Genomic DNA, 15,750 nt, shown 5'->3' on the forward strand with positions numbered 1-15,750 from the left:
TCATTTGTACAGGGAGACGAATGATGCGGAGCAGGGAACCGTGCGTTTATGAATGGATATTTGCGAAGTTCGTGTCCGGGGTGTCCGGTTCGCCAGTAAAGCCGGTAACGGCAATAACCGCCGCGCACAGATCAGTTAACCCGCCCGTTCGCCATCATCACTCTCGCTCCACGTCTGAACAGCACGGCATCCCTCCGGAACATGATCGCGAAGAAACAGCGCAAACTCCGTAAAAGCCGGGCCACGGGGATCGGACGTGCGCCACACGAGACCAATCGTGCGCCCCGCATCCGCGACCGGGACCACAGAAATCAGGTCGTCCCACTCCCCACGGTTTCTGAGCGCAAGACGAGGGATGAGCGAATATCCTTCACCGGCGCCGATCATGTGCCAGAGCATCTCAAGGCTCGTCGCTAGGCGTTGCTGGTCGCGCTGCGGAGGTATGCCGCAGAGAGCAAGCGCCTGGTCACGGAGACAATGACCTTCCTCAAGAAGCAAAAGATCCGGGCCTTCCAGATCATGCATCAGCAGCGCTTTCTCTTTGGCAAGAGGATGACTGACCGGTAGCGCAGCCAGAAATGGTTCCTGAAAAATCGGTACGAAACGGAACATATCGCCCGCAACCGGCAGAGCAGCAAAAATGAGATCGAGATCGTCCTGTTGCAACATGCGCAGCATCGGAGCAGTGAGACTGTCAGTCAGCTGTAACTTCAGCTCCGGATACGCACGCCTCAGCAATGGCAGCAGACTCGGAACATAATAAGGTCCAAGAGTCGCGATCACCCCGATGCGCAACACTCCCTCAAGCGGACCCGAGCGTATATGTGCCGCTTCAATCATGGCACGTGCCGCCGCGATAACGTCCCGACCCATCGCAATCAGTCGGGTGCCATCAGGCGTCGGGACCACATGCCGCCGTGTGCGCTCGAAAAGAACGACACCCAGCAACGCTTCCAGCTTGCGTACCTGTTCGGACAGCCCGGCCTGACTAACGCCGCATCGCTCAGCCGCCCGTGAGAAATTACGCAGATCATCGACCGCCACGACGTATTCGATGTCCCGGAGCGACAGACCGGAGAGGGGAACATAGCTCATGGATATAGATAAGCCCGATTCAGGTTCACTTATAAAAAGGTTTTACCTATAACAGCCATCGACAGAAACTGTTTCCACAGGGTTTGCGCCTGTGGGAGAAGGTCTCCGTCACCAAAAGACAAACGACAAAAGGGGATACGTCTTATGACGACGATTAATTCCGAGCTGAAGCCTTTCGAGACCGATGCCTTCCATGATGGCAAGTTCATCAAGGTGTCTGACACAGACGTGAAAGGCAAATGGGCGGTTTTCTTCTTCTATCCGGCCGATTTCACGTTCGTCTGCCCGACGGAACTCGAAGACCTCGCCGATAATTACGCGACGTTCCAGAAGCTGGGTGTGGAAATCTATTCGGTCTCGACCGACAAGCATTTTACACACAAAGCCTGGCACGACACCTCGCCGGCTATCGGCAAGATCCAATATGTCATGCTGGGTGACCCGACCGGCCACATCTCACGTAATTTCGGTGTGCTCATCGAAGAAGCCGGTCTTGCAAACCGGGGCACCTTCCTGATCGACCCGGAAGGGAAGATCCAGTACATCGAGATCACAGCCGGTGGAGTTGGTCGCAGCGCTGCCGAACTGATCGATAAAATCCAGGCCGCTCAGTACGTCGCGTCCCACCCCGGCGAAGTCTGCCCGGCAAAGTGGAAAGAAGGCGCCGAGACCCTGACCCCGTCGCTGGACCTCGTCGGCAAGATCTGACCAGGCGCAGTCCGGTCCTTCGGGGCCGGACTCTCCAGTCCCGTATCTGCCGAAAACCGGAGTTCTCCGCAATGCTGCAAGACACCATCAAAACGCAACTCAAAGGCTATCTCGCGAACCTCGCACACCCCGTCGTGCTTGAGGCATCGCTTGGTGACAGCCCGAAATCGCGCGAGATGCACGAGCTTCTGCATGAGATCGCCGCTCTTTCGGATAAGGTCAGCGTCTCCGAACAGGGAACCGACGCGCGACGCCCATCCTTCGTCATCCGGCGTGGAGACGCGAAAACCGGCATTACCTTCGCAGCCATCCCGATGGGCCACGAGTTTACCTCTCTCATTCTGGCGCTGCTCCAGGTCGGTGGCCATCCGCCGAAACTGTCGGATGATCTCATCGCGCAGATCAAAGCCCTGCCTGGACACTATAATTTCGAAACATACGTCTCGCTGTCCTGTCAGAACTGCCCGGATGTCGTACAGGCGCTCAACGCGATGAGTGTGCTGAATCCCAATATCCACAACACCACGATCGACGGCGCATTGTTTCAGGACGAAGTCGCGGCAAAGAACATCATGTCGGTCCCCCAGGTCTATCTGAACGGTGAACCGTTCGGTTCCGGCCGTATGGACGCGGAACAGATCCTGGCGAAGCTTGACGCAGACGCCCCGAAACGCGCCGCCGAAAAGCTGAAAGACATCGCGCCGTTCGATATGCTGATCATTGGCAGTGGGCCGGCTGGCGCGTCAGCCGCAATCTACGCTGCCCGAAAAGGTCTGCGCACCGGCCTCATCGCCGATCGTTTTGGCGGCCAGGTCATGGACACCGAAGGTATCGAAAACTTTATCTCTGTAATAGAGACGACCGGCCCGAAACTCTCCGCTGCGCTGGAAGCCCATGTGCGCCAGTACGACATTGACGTCATTTCCTCCCAGCGTGCGAAAGAACTGTTCCCGGCTGCACAGCCTGGTGGCCTGCATGGTGTCGCCCTGGAAAGCGGCGCCATTCTGCACGCCCGCACCGTCATCATCGCAACCGGCGCGCACTGGCGGCATCTTGGCGTCCCCGGCGAGGAAGAATATCGCAACAAAGGTGTCGCTTATTGTCCGCATTGCGATGGTCCCTTCTATAAAGGTAAGCCCGTGGCCGTCGCTGGTGGCGGTAATAGCGGTGTCGAAGCCACAATCGACCTCGCGGGGATCGTCTCACATGTCACCCTGCTTCAGCGCGGCTCAAAGCTGAAGGCTGACAAAGTGCTGCAGGACAAATTATACAGCCTGAAAAACGTCACCGTTCTGACCGAGGCACTGACAACGGACATTGAAGGCAATGGCACCAAAGTCACCGGCCTGACTTATCGTGGTGGCGATGGTGCCGATCATCATATCAATGTTGATGGCGTCTTCGTGCAGATCGGTCTGCTCCCCAACACGGACTGGCTCCGCGGCACCATGAAACTCAACGATTTTGGTGAGATCGTTGTGGACAGCCACGGCGCCACATCTGTGCCAGGTGTTTTCGCCGCCGGAGACGCCACGACAACACCGTTCAAGCAGATCGTGATCGCCACAGGTGATGGCGCAAAAGCCTCTCTCTCCGCTTTTGATTACCTCATCCGGATGCCGGTATCTGACGAAAAACGGGTCGCGGCATAAATTCCGGGAACTGAGCCTTGCCCCATTCTGAAACACCCCGTTCCGGCAGAAAACTGGCGCAACGGGGCATGGATCAGCTAAAGCAGCTCTGAAAATCGTAAGAGGTTGTTTCAAAAGCCTCTAAGCGGTGTTCGTCGTGACGGCTCCCTTATCTCACTGTGCTGACGGACAGGCCTGCCTGCATAAGGGGCCGGTTCTTTCATGACCAAACCTCCTCTCAATCTTCACGGCACAGAAGAGGGACGGGGAGCATGAACAAAAAACGGCGTCACCCAGAGGAAACCGAATGCCTGAGCAGACCATTGTAACGAAAGAGTTTTGAGAACTGCCCGAATGGTTTAAGGCGATAATCTGCGTCAGCCGGATACTGTTCACGCGGCCACAGGGAAGGGATACGGTTTTGCCTCATCCGATCGTTCGCCTCCGGCGCGCGACAACCGTCCTCGCCAGCGTGGTCACAGTCGGCCTCTCGGGCCAGCCAGCTATTGCAGCCGCTGAAAACACAGAAGTAGTGCCAGCCAGAAAAGCCGAGCGTCGCGCGTCCGAAATATCCCATAAAGCGATTGCAGCCAGAACCTCCGAAACCATCCTGGTCAAAGGCAATGCGGATGCCGTCCTGGGCCGACAGCCCGGCGGCGGCCTGATCCGTCCCCATGATGAGGTCCGTTCGGTCAGCACTGTCGATCGCGATTACATCAGCAAACAGGCCCCCATGGCGAACGCGTTTCAGCTCGCCTCCGTGCTGCCCGGCGCCAACGTCTCCACCACAGATCCGTTCGGCTTTTCCCCGTCAACCAACATAAGCGTGCGTGGCCTGAACGGAGATGCCCTCGGATACATCCTCGAAGGCATGCCGCTTAACGACATTGCCTACTATGCGGGTTACCCCGCGCAGTTCGCCGATAGTGAAAACTATCAGGAAGTCGCCCTCGCCCAGGGCTCCGCCGACCTGGACAGCCCGGTGCTCAATGCCGCCGGTGGTCTGATGAACCTGTCCTTCATCGACCCCTCTGAAAAACCTGGCGGATACGCCAGCGTCTCCTACGGCTCATACAACACCAACCGGGAATTTATCCGCTTCGAGACCGGAGAAATCGGTCATTCAGGTGTTCGGGGCTTCGTCTCTTATTCGCATGGCGCTACCGATAACTGGCGCGGTCCCGGTCGCGACAACCGACATCATGTTGATTTCAAATTCGTCAAAGCATGGGGGCAGGGAAACCACGCCGCCATCCTTGGCTCCTGGACCAGTATCATCACCAGCTACTACCCACAGGTTTCACTCGAAAGCTGGAAACAGGACGGCATCGGCGGTGCAAATAACCTCGTCGGACGTTACAACCGTAACAACGATGCCGCGGGCACTGATTACTGGCGCCTGTGGCGAGCCCCCGAACGCACGCTCTATGTCGGCGCCCCCGTGCATCTGCATCTCACAGATCGCCTCGCTCTGGACGTCACGCCCTACAGCCAGCTTGCCTACGGAAACGTCCCGGGTGGCTCCACATTGTCGGAAACCGGCCTCTATAACGGCACGCAGCCTCTTCCGGACGTTCTGAACCTCCCGGGCGCCCAGGACGGTGAAGCCACTGTCCGCGCCAATTACACCCAGCGCAGCTACCGCTCAGGCTTCAACACGGCCCTGCATTACAAACTCGCCTGGAACGATTTCGTCCTCGGTTACTGGTATGATTACACAGACGATACAGAGCAGCAGAGTTTCACCACCGTCAGTGAGAACGGCTACGCGAGCAACATCTGGGCTGAAAAACAATCCGCCCTGATTCGCGTCTCCGACGGCCAGCCTTTGCTGGCCGGCAGCGATCACACCATTTCACAGACAAACGCTCTTTATGCAGGCGACCATATGTCCTTTCTGCACGACCGGCTGGTTGTCGACGCCGGATTCAAAATGGTCATGCTCACCCGCAACGGCACCAACGACGTCCCCGGCCCTCAATACCGCTCCAATGCCAGCTATGCCGAACCGCTGCCCCGCCTCGGCATGCGCTGGCGCATCAATGATGCGAATCAGATCTTCCTCAACGCCACAACAAACTTTCGCGCTCCCGATGAGACTGCCTTCTACAACACCTATGACCCGTCGAGCGGCGCCATCAGCGTTGCCGCCACGCCCGACACCAGGCCGGAATATTCAATCTCCGAAGAACTGGGCTATCGCCGGACCGGAACCTGGATCATCGGCAGTCTCACCCTGTTCAACTATAATTTTACAAACCGCCAGATTTCCACACTCGTTTCGCAAAATGGCGCCATCATCCAGTCCACCATCAACGGTGGCGGTCAGACCTCGCGCGGCGTGGACGTTGAAATAGGCACCCGTCCCTGGCACCATCTAAGCCCCTACGTCTCAGGTGAATATCTGCACGCCACGATTGACAACGATATCGCGTCAGGCGGTGACCTTCTCCCCACCAGAGGTAAAATCGCTGTCCGAAGCCCTTCGCTCCAGGCTGCCGCAGGCCTCAGTTACGATGATGGACATTTTTTCGGCGTCGCGACACTCCATTACACCGGCCATCAGTTCGCAACGTTCATGAATGACGAACGCATATCCGATCATACAACGGGCGATCTTGCCATCGGATACCGCTTCTCCGACGCCGTGCATCTGCACGCCCCGACCCTGCGCATGAACTTCGTCAACATCACCAACGAACACTACCTGTCCGGCGTGGCCAGCCCCACCATGAACGCCCGTGATACAACAGGCCGCTACGGCACGACAATCTCAGGCAGTGCACCTGATTATTACGTCGGAGGCGGGTTCGCCGCCCTGTTCACGGCCTCCACTGGCTTCTGAATGCTCCTCATCCCTCGCCCGGACAGATTTCATGCTTCTCCTTCTCCCGGACCACAATTCTCTCCAACCGGAAGAGGTGACCACGCACCGAATCATCTTCGGTAACCCGACATGAGCAATACCCATTACGCACATGGTCTGGGCAACGAACTGAAACTCCCGGACTGGCCCGGAATCCGAATGCCTGAGCTGCAACGTGTTCTCGCACAATTCCCGACAGCCGGGGTGCCGCAACACATTCTCTGGCATAGCCCCCGTCCGTTCTCCGCAGCCGCCGAGGTCAGAACGACCCGCGGCATCCTCTTCGTAAAACGCCACCACCAGAGTGTCCGCAGCATCAGCGATCTCGCCGAAGAACATAAATTCATCGACCATCTCCGGAAAAAACACCTGCCTGTTGCAGATATTCTCAAAACACAGGACGGTGAAACATCCGTTGCCGACGATATCTGGACCTATGAAGTCCATCAGGCGGGCAGGGGTCTCGATCTTTACCGCGACAGTCCCTCCTGGACCGCTTTCCGCTGTCCCGCCCACGCTTTTGCCGCCGGCACAATGCTGGCAAATCTGCATAAAGCAGCCGCAGATTTTCACGCTCCGCCACGTCACACCAGACTGCTCGTTGCCAATTACCGCATCTTCGGAACAGCCACCCCGCTGGACACTCTCGCAGCAGAACTCCAGGGCCGGCCAGCTCTGGCCCGTTTCCTCACTGGCCGTCCCTGGAAAGCCGACATCCGCGAACGACTGATCGATCCGTTCCACCCGAAAGCATTCGCTTTGCTCCGGAACGAACCATCACTCCGGACCCACGGTGACTGGCACGCCTCAAACCTGCTCTGGTCCTCACCCGGAGAAGCCAGCACCGTCACGACAATCCTGGATTTCGGTCTTTCCGACCAGACTTTCGCCCTTTTTGATCTTGCAACAGCGATCGAACGGAATCTGATTTCCTGGCTTGATGCCGAACGCGGGACGCCACCAGTCTGTAACCTCGAACAACTCGATGCCCTTCTGCATGGATACTCGTCCGTCACTCCTCTCAGTAATGAAGCACTCAATAAAGTAAGTGCCCTGCTCCCACTGGTTCACGCTGATTTTGCGCTGAGCGAAATCGAATATTTCGCCGGAATCCTGTCGAATGAAACTGATGCTCTCATCGCTTACGACCTCTATCTTCTCGGCCACGCTGACTGGTTCCGCCAGGAAGGCGGTAAAAAATTACTCAGTCATCTCAATGAACTTGCAAGGCAGACAGCTTGAAAAACTCAAAGCAACATCATAAGGCGCAATCCGCATGCGATAAAGGAACGACGTGATCAGGACTACACGCCAGCCAGACGAACCGGCAATTTCAATGACGCAGCAAACATGCAAAGTCAGACGATATGTCTCCCCTTGAAGTTGCCGCTGTTGTTATCAACGTGCTCGGTGTCTGGCTGACCGCGCGCCGCAATATGCTCTGCTGGCCCGTCGGCATCGTAGCCGTCCTGCTTTACGCCCGTCTGTTCTTCGTGTGGAAGCTTTATGACGATATGGTGCTCCAGGGCGTCTACGTCATCGTCCAGATCTACGGCTGGAAAAACTGGACCCGCGCTCGCAGCGAAGGGACGGGGGCAATCCAGGTCATCCCCCTTCCTTCGACCTCCCTGACTACCGGAGTTGCCGCGGCAACACTCTCATCGCTCGCTCTCGGTGCTGCAATGGCTGTCTGGACTGATGATCCCCTGCCATGGATCGACGCCACGCTAACCTGCTTCAGCCTGCTCGCCTCATTCTGGTCGGCCAGGCGTCATATTGAAAACTGGTATCTCTGGATTGCGGTCGATGCCGCCTATACGCTTGTTTTCCTGTATCGTCAGAATGATCTGACTGCAGGTCTGTATGCGATGTTCGACGCCCTGGCTCTCTACGGTGCCCTTAACTGGCGCTCTGTCAGAGAACGACATACAAATAAAAATGGACTTTCCAGGATTCCCTGAGTGATAATCCTGCGCAGAAGATCGGGATGACAGTCACGGTCATGGAGCAAAGCCTATGCGCTGTGTAATCCTGTTCCGAACCCACGTCTGGGATGATTTTGTCTTTCGTCAGTTTATAAAAGCGAGAGATAGCAGTCCGTTTGAGATCGTGATTCTCGCCAATAACACAAACGGATTATGCCCTCCCATAGACGGCCTGCCATTTGTCACCTTCCAGGTATCAGATTTCAGGAAACTGGGTCTGGCCTCAGGCATAGAAGGTGACAGCACCTGGTATAATGCTGACTATCCGCTCTATTATTATACCAGCCTGTTCCCGGATTATGACTATTACATTCTCTGGGAATACGATGTCGTCGTGCAGGCCGATCTCCCGGCTCTGATGCTGGAGGTCGCGCAGGAAAAAAAGGATGTCATAGCAAAGACAGTTGATGATCCTTTTCATGATTGTGATTATCTCTACAGTATTGAGGGTGTATATTTAAAAGAAGATGTCGAAAAGACATATTTTCCATTTTCTATATTCTCCCGAAGAGCAGTTGCGGAACTCTTCTCACGCCGGCTGTTCCTCTCCGACAGGCTGAATTTTGGCGATATAAAGGTCTGGCCGCACGCAGAACTCTTTATGGGGACCGAACTTCGTGCAAGTGATCTCTCGCTTGCACAGCTCTCCCGCTACGGTAAAGCTGATTTTTTCTCGCATTATCCTCCTTTATTCGAAGGAGACATCGACCAGATGAAGGAACAGCAGTTCCTGCATCCGGTTCTTGATGTCGAACGCTATCTGGCAAGCGTCATACGCTACGAAGGACGTCCAGGACGGTTCTTTAACCCGATGAGTAATTTTCATAAAACACTCCGCCGTTTCCCCGCGTCGCTTTACGGGCAGCGTCTTTACGCAGCACTGATCGCCCGGGCCAGAAAGCTGTCCGGACTGCTGGAACAAAAACTGCGCGGTAACCGGCCCAATCCACGCCATTCATAATGGCGGACTGCGACATCGAGTGAGACCAGAAATGAATTCCCGTATGCTCAACCCACGGCTTTATCCGGAACTTCGCCGCGCGACGTCACCAGATGCCTTATTCAGGCATGTTGAAGCCCTGTTCCCCATACTGCGTAGCATCACAGGAGAGGGAATAAGGCAGACGCTTGATTACATCTCTGAAAGAACCAGGGAGTTCATTACTGTTGACATTCCGTCGGGCACTCCGGTTCTGGACTGGAACATCCCCGACGAATGGAACGTAAAAGCGGCCACAATCAGAACATGTAACGGCGATATTGTCGTGGATCTGGCCGCGTCAAATCTGCACATTCTTCAGTATAGCGTACCATTTCACGGTCGGGTCTCAAAGGAGGTTTTGTTCGGGCACCTGTTCAGTCTTCCGGAACAACCGGATCTGATTCCTTATAAAACGAGTTATTACATCCGAAACTGGGGCTTCTGCGTTTCTGAAAATCAGAAAGCCTCTCTTACAGATCCTGAATATGATATTGATATCGATGCTTCACTGGAACCTGGTCACCTCACATATGGTGAAGTGCTTATCGCCGGCCGGTCCGATGAGGAGATATTTTTCTCCGTGCATTGCTGCCATCCATCCCTCGCTAACGATAATCTCAGTTCAATCGCAATCGCAATCGAACTGATCCGTACCCTCCAGGCAACGGATCATCTGCATTTTTCATATCGTTTTGTCTTTGTTCCTGGTACAATCGGAGCGATTGCCTGGCTTGCTAAGAATATTGGCAATACACAAAAAATCCGGAACGGTCTGGTTTTAAGCTGCCTGGGAGACAAAGGAGGGCTGACCTACAAAAAATCCCGTAATGAGGATGCCTCAACCAATCGATATCTGGAATGGCTTATCGAAAAAGAACCGGATGCAAGCGTGCGGGAATTTGAGCCTTATGGATACGACGAAAGACAGTATTGTTCGCCCGGTTTCAATCTGCCAGTGGGATGCCTCATGCGTTCTCCGAACGGCATGTTCCCGGAATATCATACCTCAGCGGACAATCTGGATTTTGTCCAGCCCGTTGCGCTCCTGAAATCCTATAATTTCATCGCCAGATTTATCTCGATGCTGGAGAATGATTTTTACCCTGTCAGCAGATACCCTTTTGGTGAACCGCAGCTGGGGCGTCGCGGCCTTTATCCACTCCCCGCCGCTCCGCCTGATATTACTGAAGATGATGCGGACTGGCCTGATCAGATGAGTATCCTCTGGGTTCTCAATCTCTCCGATGGTCATCACTCTCTTTTTGATATGGCACGACAGTCAGGAAAATCATTGCAGACAATTATACTTGCTACCGGAATACTGGAAAAAGCAGACCTTCTTGATATTCATCAATTCCCGGCGGCAGTCTGAAACACCTCATATGCAACACGCTTATATAGCGTTTTCGTTATGCGCGAGATATCTGCAATCTCAGAGCCTGTCCCGAAAGTTTTTGAACACTATCAACCTGTTGTGATTCATCCGTCTTTGCAGAGAGATTGGAGTGAATGGTGGCATGGACTGGTATTGCCCGCCGCGAACATAGCCGGGAGGGGGACTACGCTATCCAACGGAGATGACGGATGCCGAATGGGCACTGGTTGCTCCCTTCGTGCCTCCGGCAAAACACCCGGACGACAGACAGGCGTGAGGTCGTGAATGCGATGCTCTGTATTGCCTCAGGCGGGTGTGCACGGCATCTGCTGCCGGGATGCTTTCCACCGGTCACGACCATCCGACGCTACTTTTACGCGTGGCGTGATGCCGGGCTGTTCGGGGCACTGAACACAGTGCTGGTCATGAATCTGCGCGGGATCGATGGGCGTGAAGCCTCCCAGGGCGCGGGAGTGATTGACAGCCAGTCGGTAAAAACCACGGAAAGTAGCGGGATTGCAGGCTACGACGCGGGCAGGAATGTCAAAGGGCGCAAGCGCCATTCGTGACCGATACCTGTGGCCTTCTGATCTTCCTTCTGATTCATGCCGCCGACATTCAGGATCGTGGGGGCTGTCGATGTCCTGGCGAAATACACAGACGCTTTCCTTGGCTGCGCCACATTTTCGCCGATGGTGGCTATGCCTGTGATAAACTGCGATCCGCATCCTATCTCTGCTTATAATAAAAAATCAGGGACCTGAACCTGGAACCGCATGATGGTCATTTCCAATGGTCGCCGGACGAATAATATTCAAAACACTTTTAAATTTATTTGCCCACACGTTTTTCTTCTGCACAACAGAGGAACTATAAAATCTTTTCCGGATTAATATCCGTGCCACTCGTAGTGGAGAAAATGCAGTTAAAAGACACCATATGGTAATCATTATCCGAAATGAAAAAGTTTCAAAACTCGGGCAGAAAGGAATTTTCAACGCATTTATTAATGCCTGGCCCATGCTATCATTTTTCAGGGGGTGCAGCGACGGTGTCAGTCGCATTGATGCAATTCTTAATTGCAACAGATGGCTTCCACGAAACAGAATATCAATTTTCGGAACTGTCTGGTTTACTATAACACAGGCTCTCTGCACGGATTCAAATCGCTTTATAGCCCTTCCGACTTCGCGACTGTAAACACTGTCAGAAATCGTCATATTGCTGTCGTTAGAACCATGCATACGATAAAGTACAAGGGGTATTGCAATTGTAACAACGTCGCCAAAATAGGGTGCCATGGCGATACATGTAGAATCCGTGGAGGAATCGCATTCGTCACCAAGCGGGAATATCTGATCAAGAAATTTTCGCGACCAGGCATTTCCCGAACCTGGCGGAGTCGGATATTCAAGAAATTTCTGACTCCACGTGTGGATCTGGGTCGGATGAAGCATCCCGTTGATTTTAGGCATTATATTGCCAGCGGGAAGACCATTCCTGTTGGCGCGTTGAACAAGAACCTGAATTTTACTAACATTCCCATTCCATGCGGCGACAATCTCACTTAAAAATCCCGGCAAAAGAATATCATCGGCATCCAGAAATACTATTATATCTCCATGCGATAAAGAAAACCCCAAATTATTAGCACATCTTTGACCATGGTTTTCCGTGAAAACAGCAAGAATTTCATCACCAAAAAACATTATCTTTGAGCGTGAATCATCTGTCGATCCGTCATCAATCACTATTATTTCTTTTAACGGCCAGTCTTGCCAGAGAACGCTTTCTATAGCCTCTCTTATAAACTCTCCGTAGTTATAATTCGCTATTATAATGGAAATCATAGGTGGGGGCATGTTCGTTTCTCTCTTTTCTGGTTTCGGAGCTGAATCATCCGACCACCGGAAACACGGCTAAATCTAAAGAAGTAACGTCGCTGAATATAAAATCGTTCAGACCGAAAATGTGGGTAAACCCGATTTTGTCAGTATGATTAATCTTATGGTCGTGGTCTGTAGTGCCTGTAGGTTCGCAACAGTCCTGGAAGAGCCTGTCGAGTAATGTTCTTGATTCCGAGGTCGGCTCCGCTAAGTCTCATACAGTAGTTGCGTATCATATTTTTCATAACATCTTCCGGATACTGGTCACGGAAGAACTTCATACCACCGGTCTGTTCAATAATTTCTGCAAAAAAACTGCCACGAGGAGGAGCGATCTCTTTCCAGAGACCAATTTTCGTTAAAATATTATTGAAAAGATGTATTGTCTCTGCATGTGAAGTCTTTCGATGACACCACTCCAAAAATTCAGGAAGGAAAATTTTATAAATATCAGTGTGGTCAATGGGGTAGAATGAGGAGGCCTCCGAAAGCTCTATATCCTCATGAAACTTCCTGATCATTTTATCGAGCAAAAGCGGTCCTGTTTCTCCCCATCGAAGATTTTTATCCATCAGGAGTGTTGTTTCCGAAATCAGGTACTCCAGTATATTTTTCGATGATATGTATAATATCGCACCGTTAATCCCCCCACCTTCTTCTTTTACGACAATATTATTTTTCCAGTTTCCCTGAATTTTCTTCAGAGCCACCATGTCAAGGTCTATCCACGTCATGTCGGTTCTGAGAATCATGTTGTAACGGAAGTAATCGGAAAAATGACCAGGATGAGGCGAGCCATTCAGAATAAATCGTGATGTCATATGCCGTGGAACTATCTTCTCAGCATCCCTGATCTCAATACCATCCGGTATATTGTCGATCGCATTATATGAAAATAATGTCAGTGGCACTCCTTGCCTGACCAGTGAATGTGCACAGGCACATTCGACCGCACTCAGTCGGCCTCCATACCAGAGAGTGCCAAAACGTCTGACCTCGAAATTGTTTTCGCTCACGTCACACCTGATTTTCCGAAAGAGAAAGAGAATGCCAGAACATACGGTTCTATTATTTCAAATAGTTACCGAACAATCAGAGGATATTGATAATTACGTAAATTTTACGCAGTTCATTCATATATTTTTGCGGATATCAATATCTACAAAACGTGCAGATCTGGAATCGGCAAAACAAAACGTCCTCCCCATTCGCGAATATAAGCAAGCTGCGGCATAATCTCGTCTTTCAGATTCCATGGAAGGATAACCACAGCATCCGGTCGGCTATGTCGTATTTCCTCGGGTGGCATGATCGGAATTCTGGAACCTGGAAGTAACATTTGCTGCTTATGGGGGTTCATATCGGTCGTAAAAGAAATAAATTCCGGACCAATTCCACAGAAATTCAAAAGCGTATTACCCTTTGCCGGAGCGCCATACGCGACGATTTTCTGACCCGCCCGTTTAGCATTGATCAGAAACTCTACGAGATTTTCCTTAATCTGCACGACCCGTTCAGCAAAATCTTTATATGTTTTCATATCTTCAAGTCCTGCGGCAAGTTCGCGATGCAGCAATTCGCCAACAGAGATCTGAGTCGGGTGTTTTTCACTTTCATCATGCGTTGCGTACACTCTGAGTGAACCTCCGTGGGTCGGCAATTCTTCAACGTCGAAGACTCTCAGGCCATGCTGCTGAAGAGCCTGGCTTACCGTTCGCAGGGAAAGATAGGAAAAGTGCTCATGATAAATCGTATCAAATTGTGTTTCCTGCAATAACCGCATCAGATGCGGGAACTCAAACGTCACAACACCATCCTTCTTCAGAAGGACATAAAATCCCTGAAGAAAGTCATGAAGGTCGGGAACATGCGCCAGGACGTTGTTTGCTACCATCAGATCGGCCTGAACACCGCAATCCTTCAGGCGCTCAGCTGTTTCTTCGCCAAAAAAAGCAATTTCAGTTCTGATTCCTTTTCCTATTGCTACTTCGGCTACGGTTGACGCCGGTTCTATACCAAGAACCTTTACACCTCTCTCCTGTGCATACTGAAGGAGGTAACCGTCATTGCTGGCTATTTCCACTATGAGCGACGAAGCATCAAGATTAAAACGTGTTATTTGCTGCGCAACATAGGCTTCTGCATGCTTCAGCCAGCTTGTGGAATAAGAAGAGTAATAAAGGTAATCGCGAAATATCTCCTGTGGCGACTCGAATTCTTCAAGCTGAACAAGGTGGCAGGAGTCACAGATCATTGCATGCAGAGGATAGAATGCTTCCATCCTGTTCCTGCTTTTCCGGCTGATGAACGCGTTCGCCAGCGGCGATACCCCAAGATCCACGACCGTTGTTTTCAGACGTTCTCCACAGAGACGGCAAGGGCCGTGATCCGGTTCTGCATCCTGACTCTGAGCCGTCGCGCAATCCAGTATTTGCGAACTATACATCGCTATTTCCTTATTTTTATGGGTTACACAAAGTCAGATAAGGATTTCAGTCTCCGAAGAAGTTATTCGTATAATTGGGGAAACTCAGATCCCGGTCAGACAGACAAACCGGAGTCAACGGCCATTTTATATCGAAAGTCGGGTCGTCGTAACGCACTCCGCATGCGCTTGCAGGATCGTAACGGGCGGAAATGGAATAATAGACTTCCGAATCAGGTCGGAGCGTCTGATAACCGTGAAGGCAACCTTCGGGGATATAAAGCAGCACATCGTCAGATTCTTCAAGAACGATTTCAGCTTTAGCAAGGTAAGTTGGTGAATTCACCCTCACATCACACACTACGTCATGTATTGCACCACTGATACATTGAACGAGCTTTACTTCCGAAGACGGAGAACGCTGAAGATGCATGCCACGTATCGTTCCCTTTTTTATTGTACGAGAGCTACTGATCTGTAAAAACCGCGCCGTCAGGCCTCTCTCACGAAATATATCTTCACAGAAGATGCGGCCAAACGAGCCGCGTTCATCGGTTTGTCTCTCAATGCGTATTTTCCACATGCCTTCAATCACCGTCGGTTCAAACAGCATGGGCGTTTCCAGAAGCATTCCCTGAAGTGAGAAAGTTGAAAAATACAGAGTTAATCGTCAGATCAGACACTTCACAAATATGCAAAGATCCGTTTTTGTTCAGTAGTTCCCCGGCAGGACGCCAGATAGAAAGCCAGGTAAGGTCTGATTGCGTCGTATTGGGGCAGAACGCAGCAGATCTCAT

Annotated in this window: 12 protein-coding genes and 1 pseudogene; 8 read left to right on the forward strand and 5 right to left on the reverse strand. The window is 52.2% G+C overall.

Translation table 11 applies throughout. From position 1 onward, the window contains the following. Nucleotides 1-135: 135 nt before the first annotated feature. A complete protein-coding gene (locus tag GOB85_RS10295) occupies nt 136-1,095 on the reverse strand; it encodes a hydrogen peroxide-inducible genes activator (RefSeq protein WP_173578172.1) in 960 nt (319 codons plus the stop codon). Nucleotides 1,096-1,239: 144 nt separating this feature from the next. Between GOB85_RS10295 and ahpC the strand changes: the two genes are divergently transcribed. From ahpC to GOB85_RS10335, 8 genes and pseudogenes are all read left to right on the forward strand, one after another. Beyond that, nucleotides 1,240-1,803 (forward strand): alkyl hydroperoxide reductase subunit C, encoded by a 564-nt coding sequence (gene ahpC, locus GOB85_RS10300; protein WP_173578171.1) that lies wholly within the window; start codon nt 1,240-1,242, stop codon nt 1,801-1,803. Between the two features lie 71 nt (nt 1,804-1,874). Further along, a complete protein-coding gene (gene ahpF, locus GOB85_RS10305; RefSeq protein ID WP_173578170.1) occupies nt 1,875-3,455 on the forward strand; it encodes an alkyl hydroperoxide reductase subunit F in 1,581 nt (526 codons plus the stop codon). A 562-nt stretch (nt 3,456-4,017) separates the two neighbouring features. Then, on the forward strand, nt 4,018-6,279 hold the full coding sequence (locus tag GOB85_RS10310; protein WP_338421755.1) for a TonB-dependent receptor: 2,262 nt from the start codon (nt 4,018-4,020) through the stop codon (nt 6,277-6,279). A gap of 111 nt (nt 6,280-6,390) precedes the next feature. Then, complete coding sequence (locus GOB85_RS10315; RefSeq protein WP_173578169.1) at nt 6,391-7,542, forward strand: phosphotransferase enzyme family protein; 1,152 nt, start codon at nt 6,391-6,393, stop codon at nt 7,540-7,542. Between the two features lie 125 nt (nt 7,543-7,667). Continuing rightward, nucleotides 7,668-8,261, forward strand: a complete 594-nt coding sequence (gene pnuC / locus GOB85_RS10320) for a nicotinamide riboside transporter PnuC (RefSeq protein ID WP_173578168.1) — start codon at nt 7,668-7,670, stop codon at nt 8,259-8,261. A gap of 55 nt (nt 8,262-8,316) precedes the next feature. Then, on the forward strand, nt 8,317-9,246 hold the full coding sequence (locus GOB85_RS10325) for a hypothetical protein (RefSeq protein WP_173578167.1): 930 nt from the start codon (nt 8,317-8,319) through the stop codon (nt 9,244-9,246). 31 nt (nt 9,247-9,277) lie between these two features. Continuing rightward, nucleotides 9,278-10,639: a DUF4910 domain-containing protein gene (locus tag GOB85_RS10330; protein ID WP_242011438.1), complete on the forward strand. Its 1,362-nt coding sequence runs from the start codon at nt 9,278-9,280 to the stop codon at nt 10,637-10,639. A 137-nt stretch (nt 10,640-10,776) separates the two neighbouring features. After that, a pseudogene (locus GOB85_RS10335) lies at nt 10,777-11,369 on the forward strand (IS5 family transposase); the annotation flags it as partial. 25 nt (nt 11,370-11,394) lie between these two features. Here the strand turns inward: GOB85_RS10335 and GOB85_RS10340 are convergent. The 4 genes from GOB85_RS10340 to GOB85_RS10355 all read right to left on the reverse strand — a co-directional run bounded on the left by GOB85_RS10340 (nt 11,395) and on the right by GOB85_RS10355 (nt 15,566). After that, the gene (locus GOB85_RS10340) at nt 11,395-12,504 is read right to left on the reverse strand and encodes a glycosyltransferase family 2 protein (RefSeq protein WP_173578166.1); all 1,110 of its coding nucleotides are present in this window, start codon (nt 12,502-12,504) and stop codon (nt 11,395-11,397) included. Nucleotides 12,505-12,647: 143 nt separating this feature from the next. Next, a complete protein-coding gene (locus tag GOB85_RS10345) occupies nt 12,648-13,544 on the reverse strand; it encodes a hypothetical protein (protein ID WP_173578993.1) in 897 nt (298 codons plus the stop codon). 143 nt (nt 13,545-13,687) lie between these two features. Continuing rightward, nucleotides 13,688-14,974, reverse strand: a complete 1,287-nt coding sequence (locus GOB85_RS10350; RefSeq protein WP_173578051.1) for a class I SAM-dependent methyltransferase — start codon at nt 14,972-14,974, stop codon at nt 13,688-13,690. A gap of 46 nt (nt 14,975-15,020) precedes the next feature. Next, on the reverse strand, nt 15,021-15,566 hold the full coding sequence (locus GOB85_RS10355) for a dTDP-4-dehydrorhamnose 3,5-epimerase family protein (RefSeq protein ID WP_173578052.1): 546 nt from the start codon (nt 15,564-15,566) through the stop codon (nt 15,021-15,023). Between the last annotated feature and the right edge of the window lie 184 nt (nt 15,567-15,750).

Origin of the sequence: Acetobacter fallax, assembly GCF_011516735.1 — a bacterium.
Classification (GTDB): Bacteria; Pseudomonadota; Alphaproteobacteria; order Acetobacterales; family Acetobacteraceae; genus Acetobacter; species Acetobacter fallax.

Coding starts and splice junctions, on each gene's coding strand:
- GOB85_RS10325 (WP_173578167.1), top strand. CDS start 8,317: ATGCGCTGTGTAATCCTGTTCCGAACCCACGTCTGGGATGATTTTGTC.
- GOB85_RS10340 (WP_173578166.1), bottom strand. CDS start 12,504: ATGCCCCCACCTATGATTTCCATTATAATAGCGAATTATAACTACGGA.
- GOB85_RS10330 (WP_242011438.1), top strand. CDS start 9,278: ATGAATTCCCGTATGCTCAACCCACGGCTTTATCCGGAACTTCGCCGC.
- ahpF (WP_173578170.1), top strand. CDS start 1,875: ATGCTGCAAGACACCATCAAAACGCAACTCAAAGGCTATCTCGCGAAC.
- GOB85_RS10350 (WP_173578051.1), bottom strand. CDS start 14,974: ATGTATAGTTCGCAAATACTGGATTGCGCGACGGCTCAGAGTCAGGAT.
- GOB85_RS10355 (WP_173578052.1), bottom strand. CDS start 15,566: ATGCTGTTTGAACCGACGGTGATTGAAGGCATGTGGAAAATACGCATT.
- GOB85_RS10295 (WP_173578172.1), bottom strand. CDS start 1,095: ATGAGCTATGTTCCCCTCTCCGGTCTGTCGCTCCGGGACATCGAATAC.
- GOB85_RS10315 (WP_173578169.1), top strand. CDS start 6,391: ATGAGCAATACCCATTACGCACATGGTCTGGGCAACGAACTGAAACTC.
- pnuC (WP_173578168.1), top strand. CDS start 7,668: ATGTCTCCCCTTGAAGTTGCCGCTGTTGTTATCAACGTGCTCGGTGTC.
- ahpC (WP_173578171.1), top strand. CDS start 1,240: ATGACGACGATTAATTCCGAGCTGAAGCCTTTCGAGACCGATGCCTTC.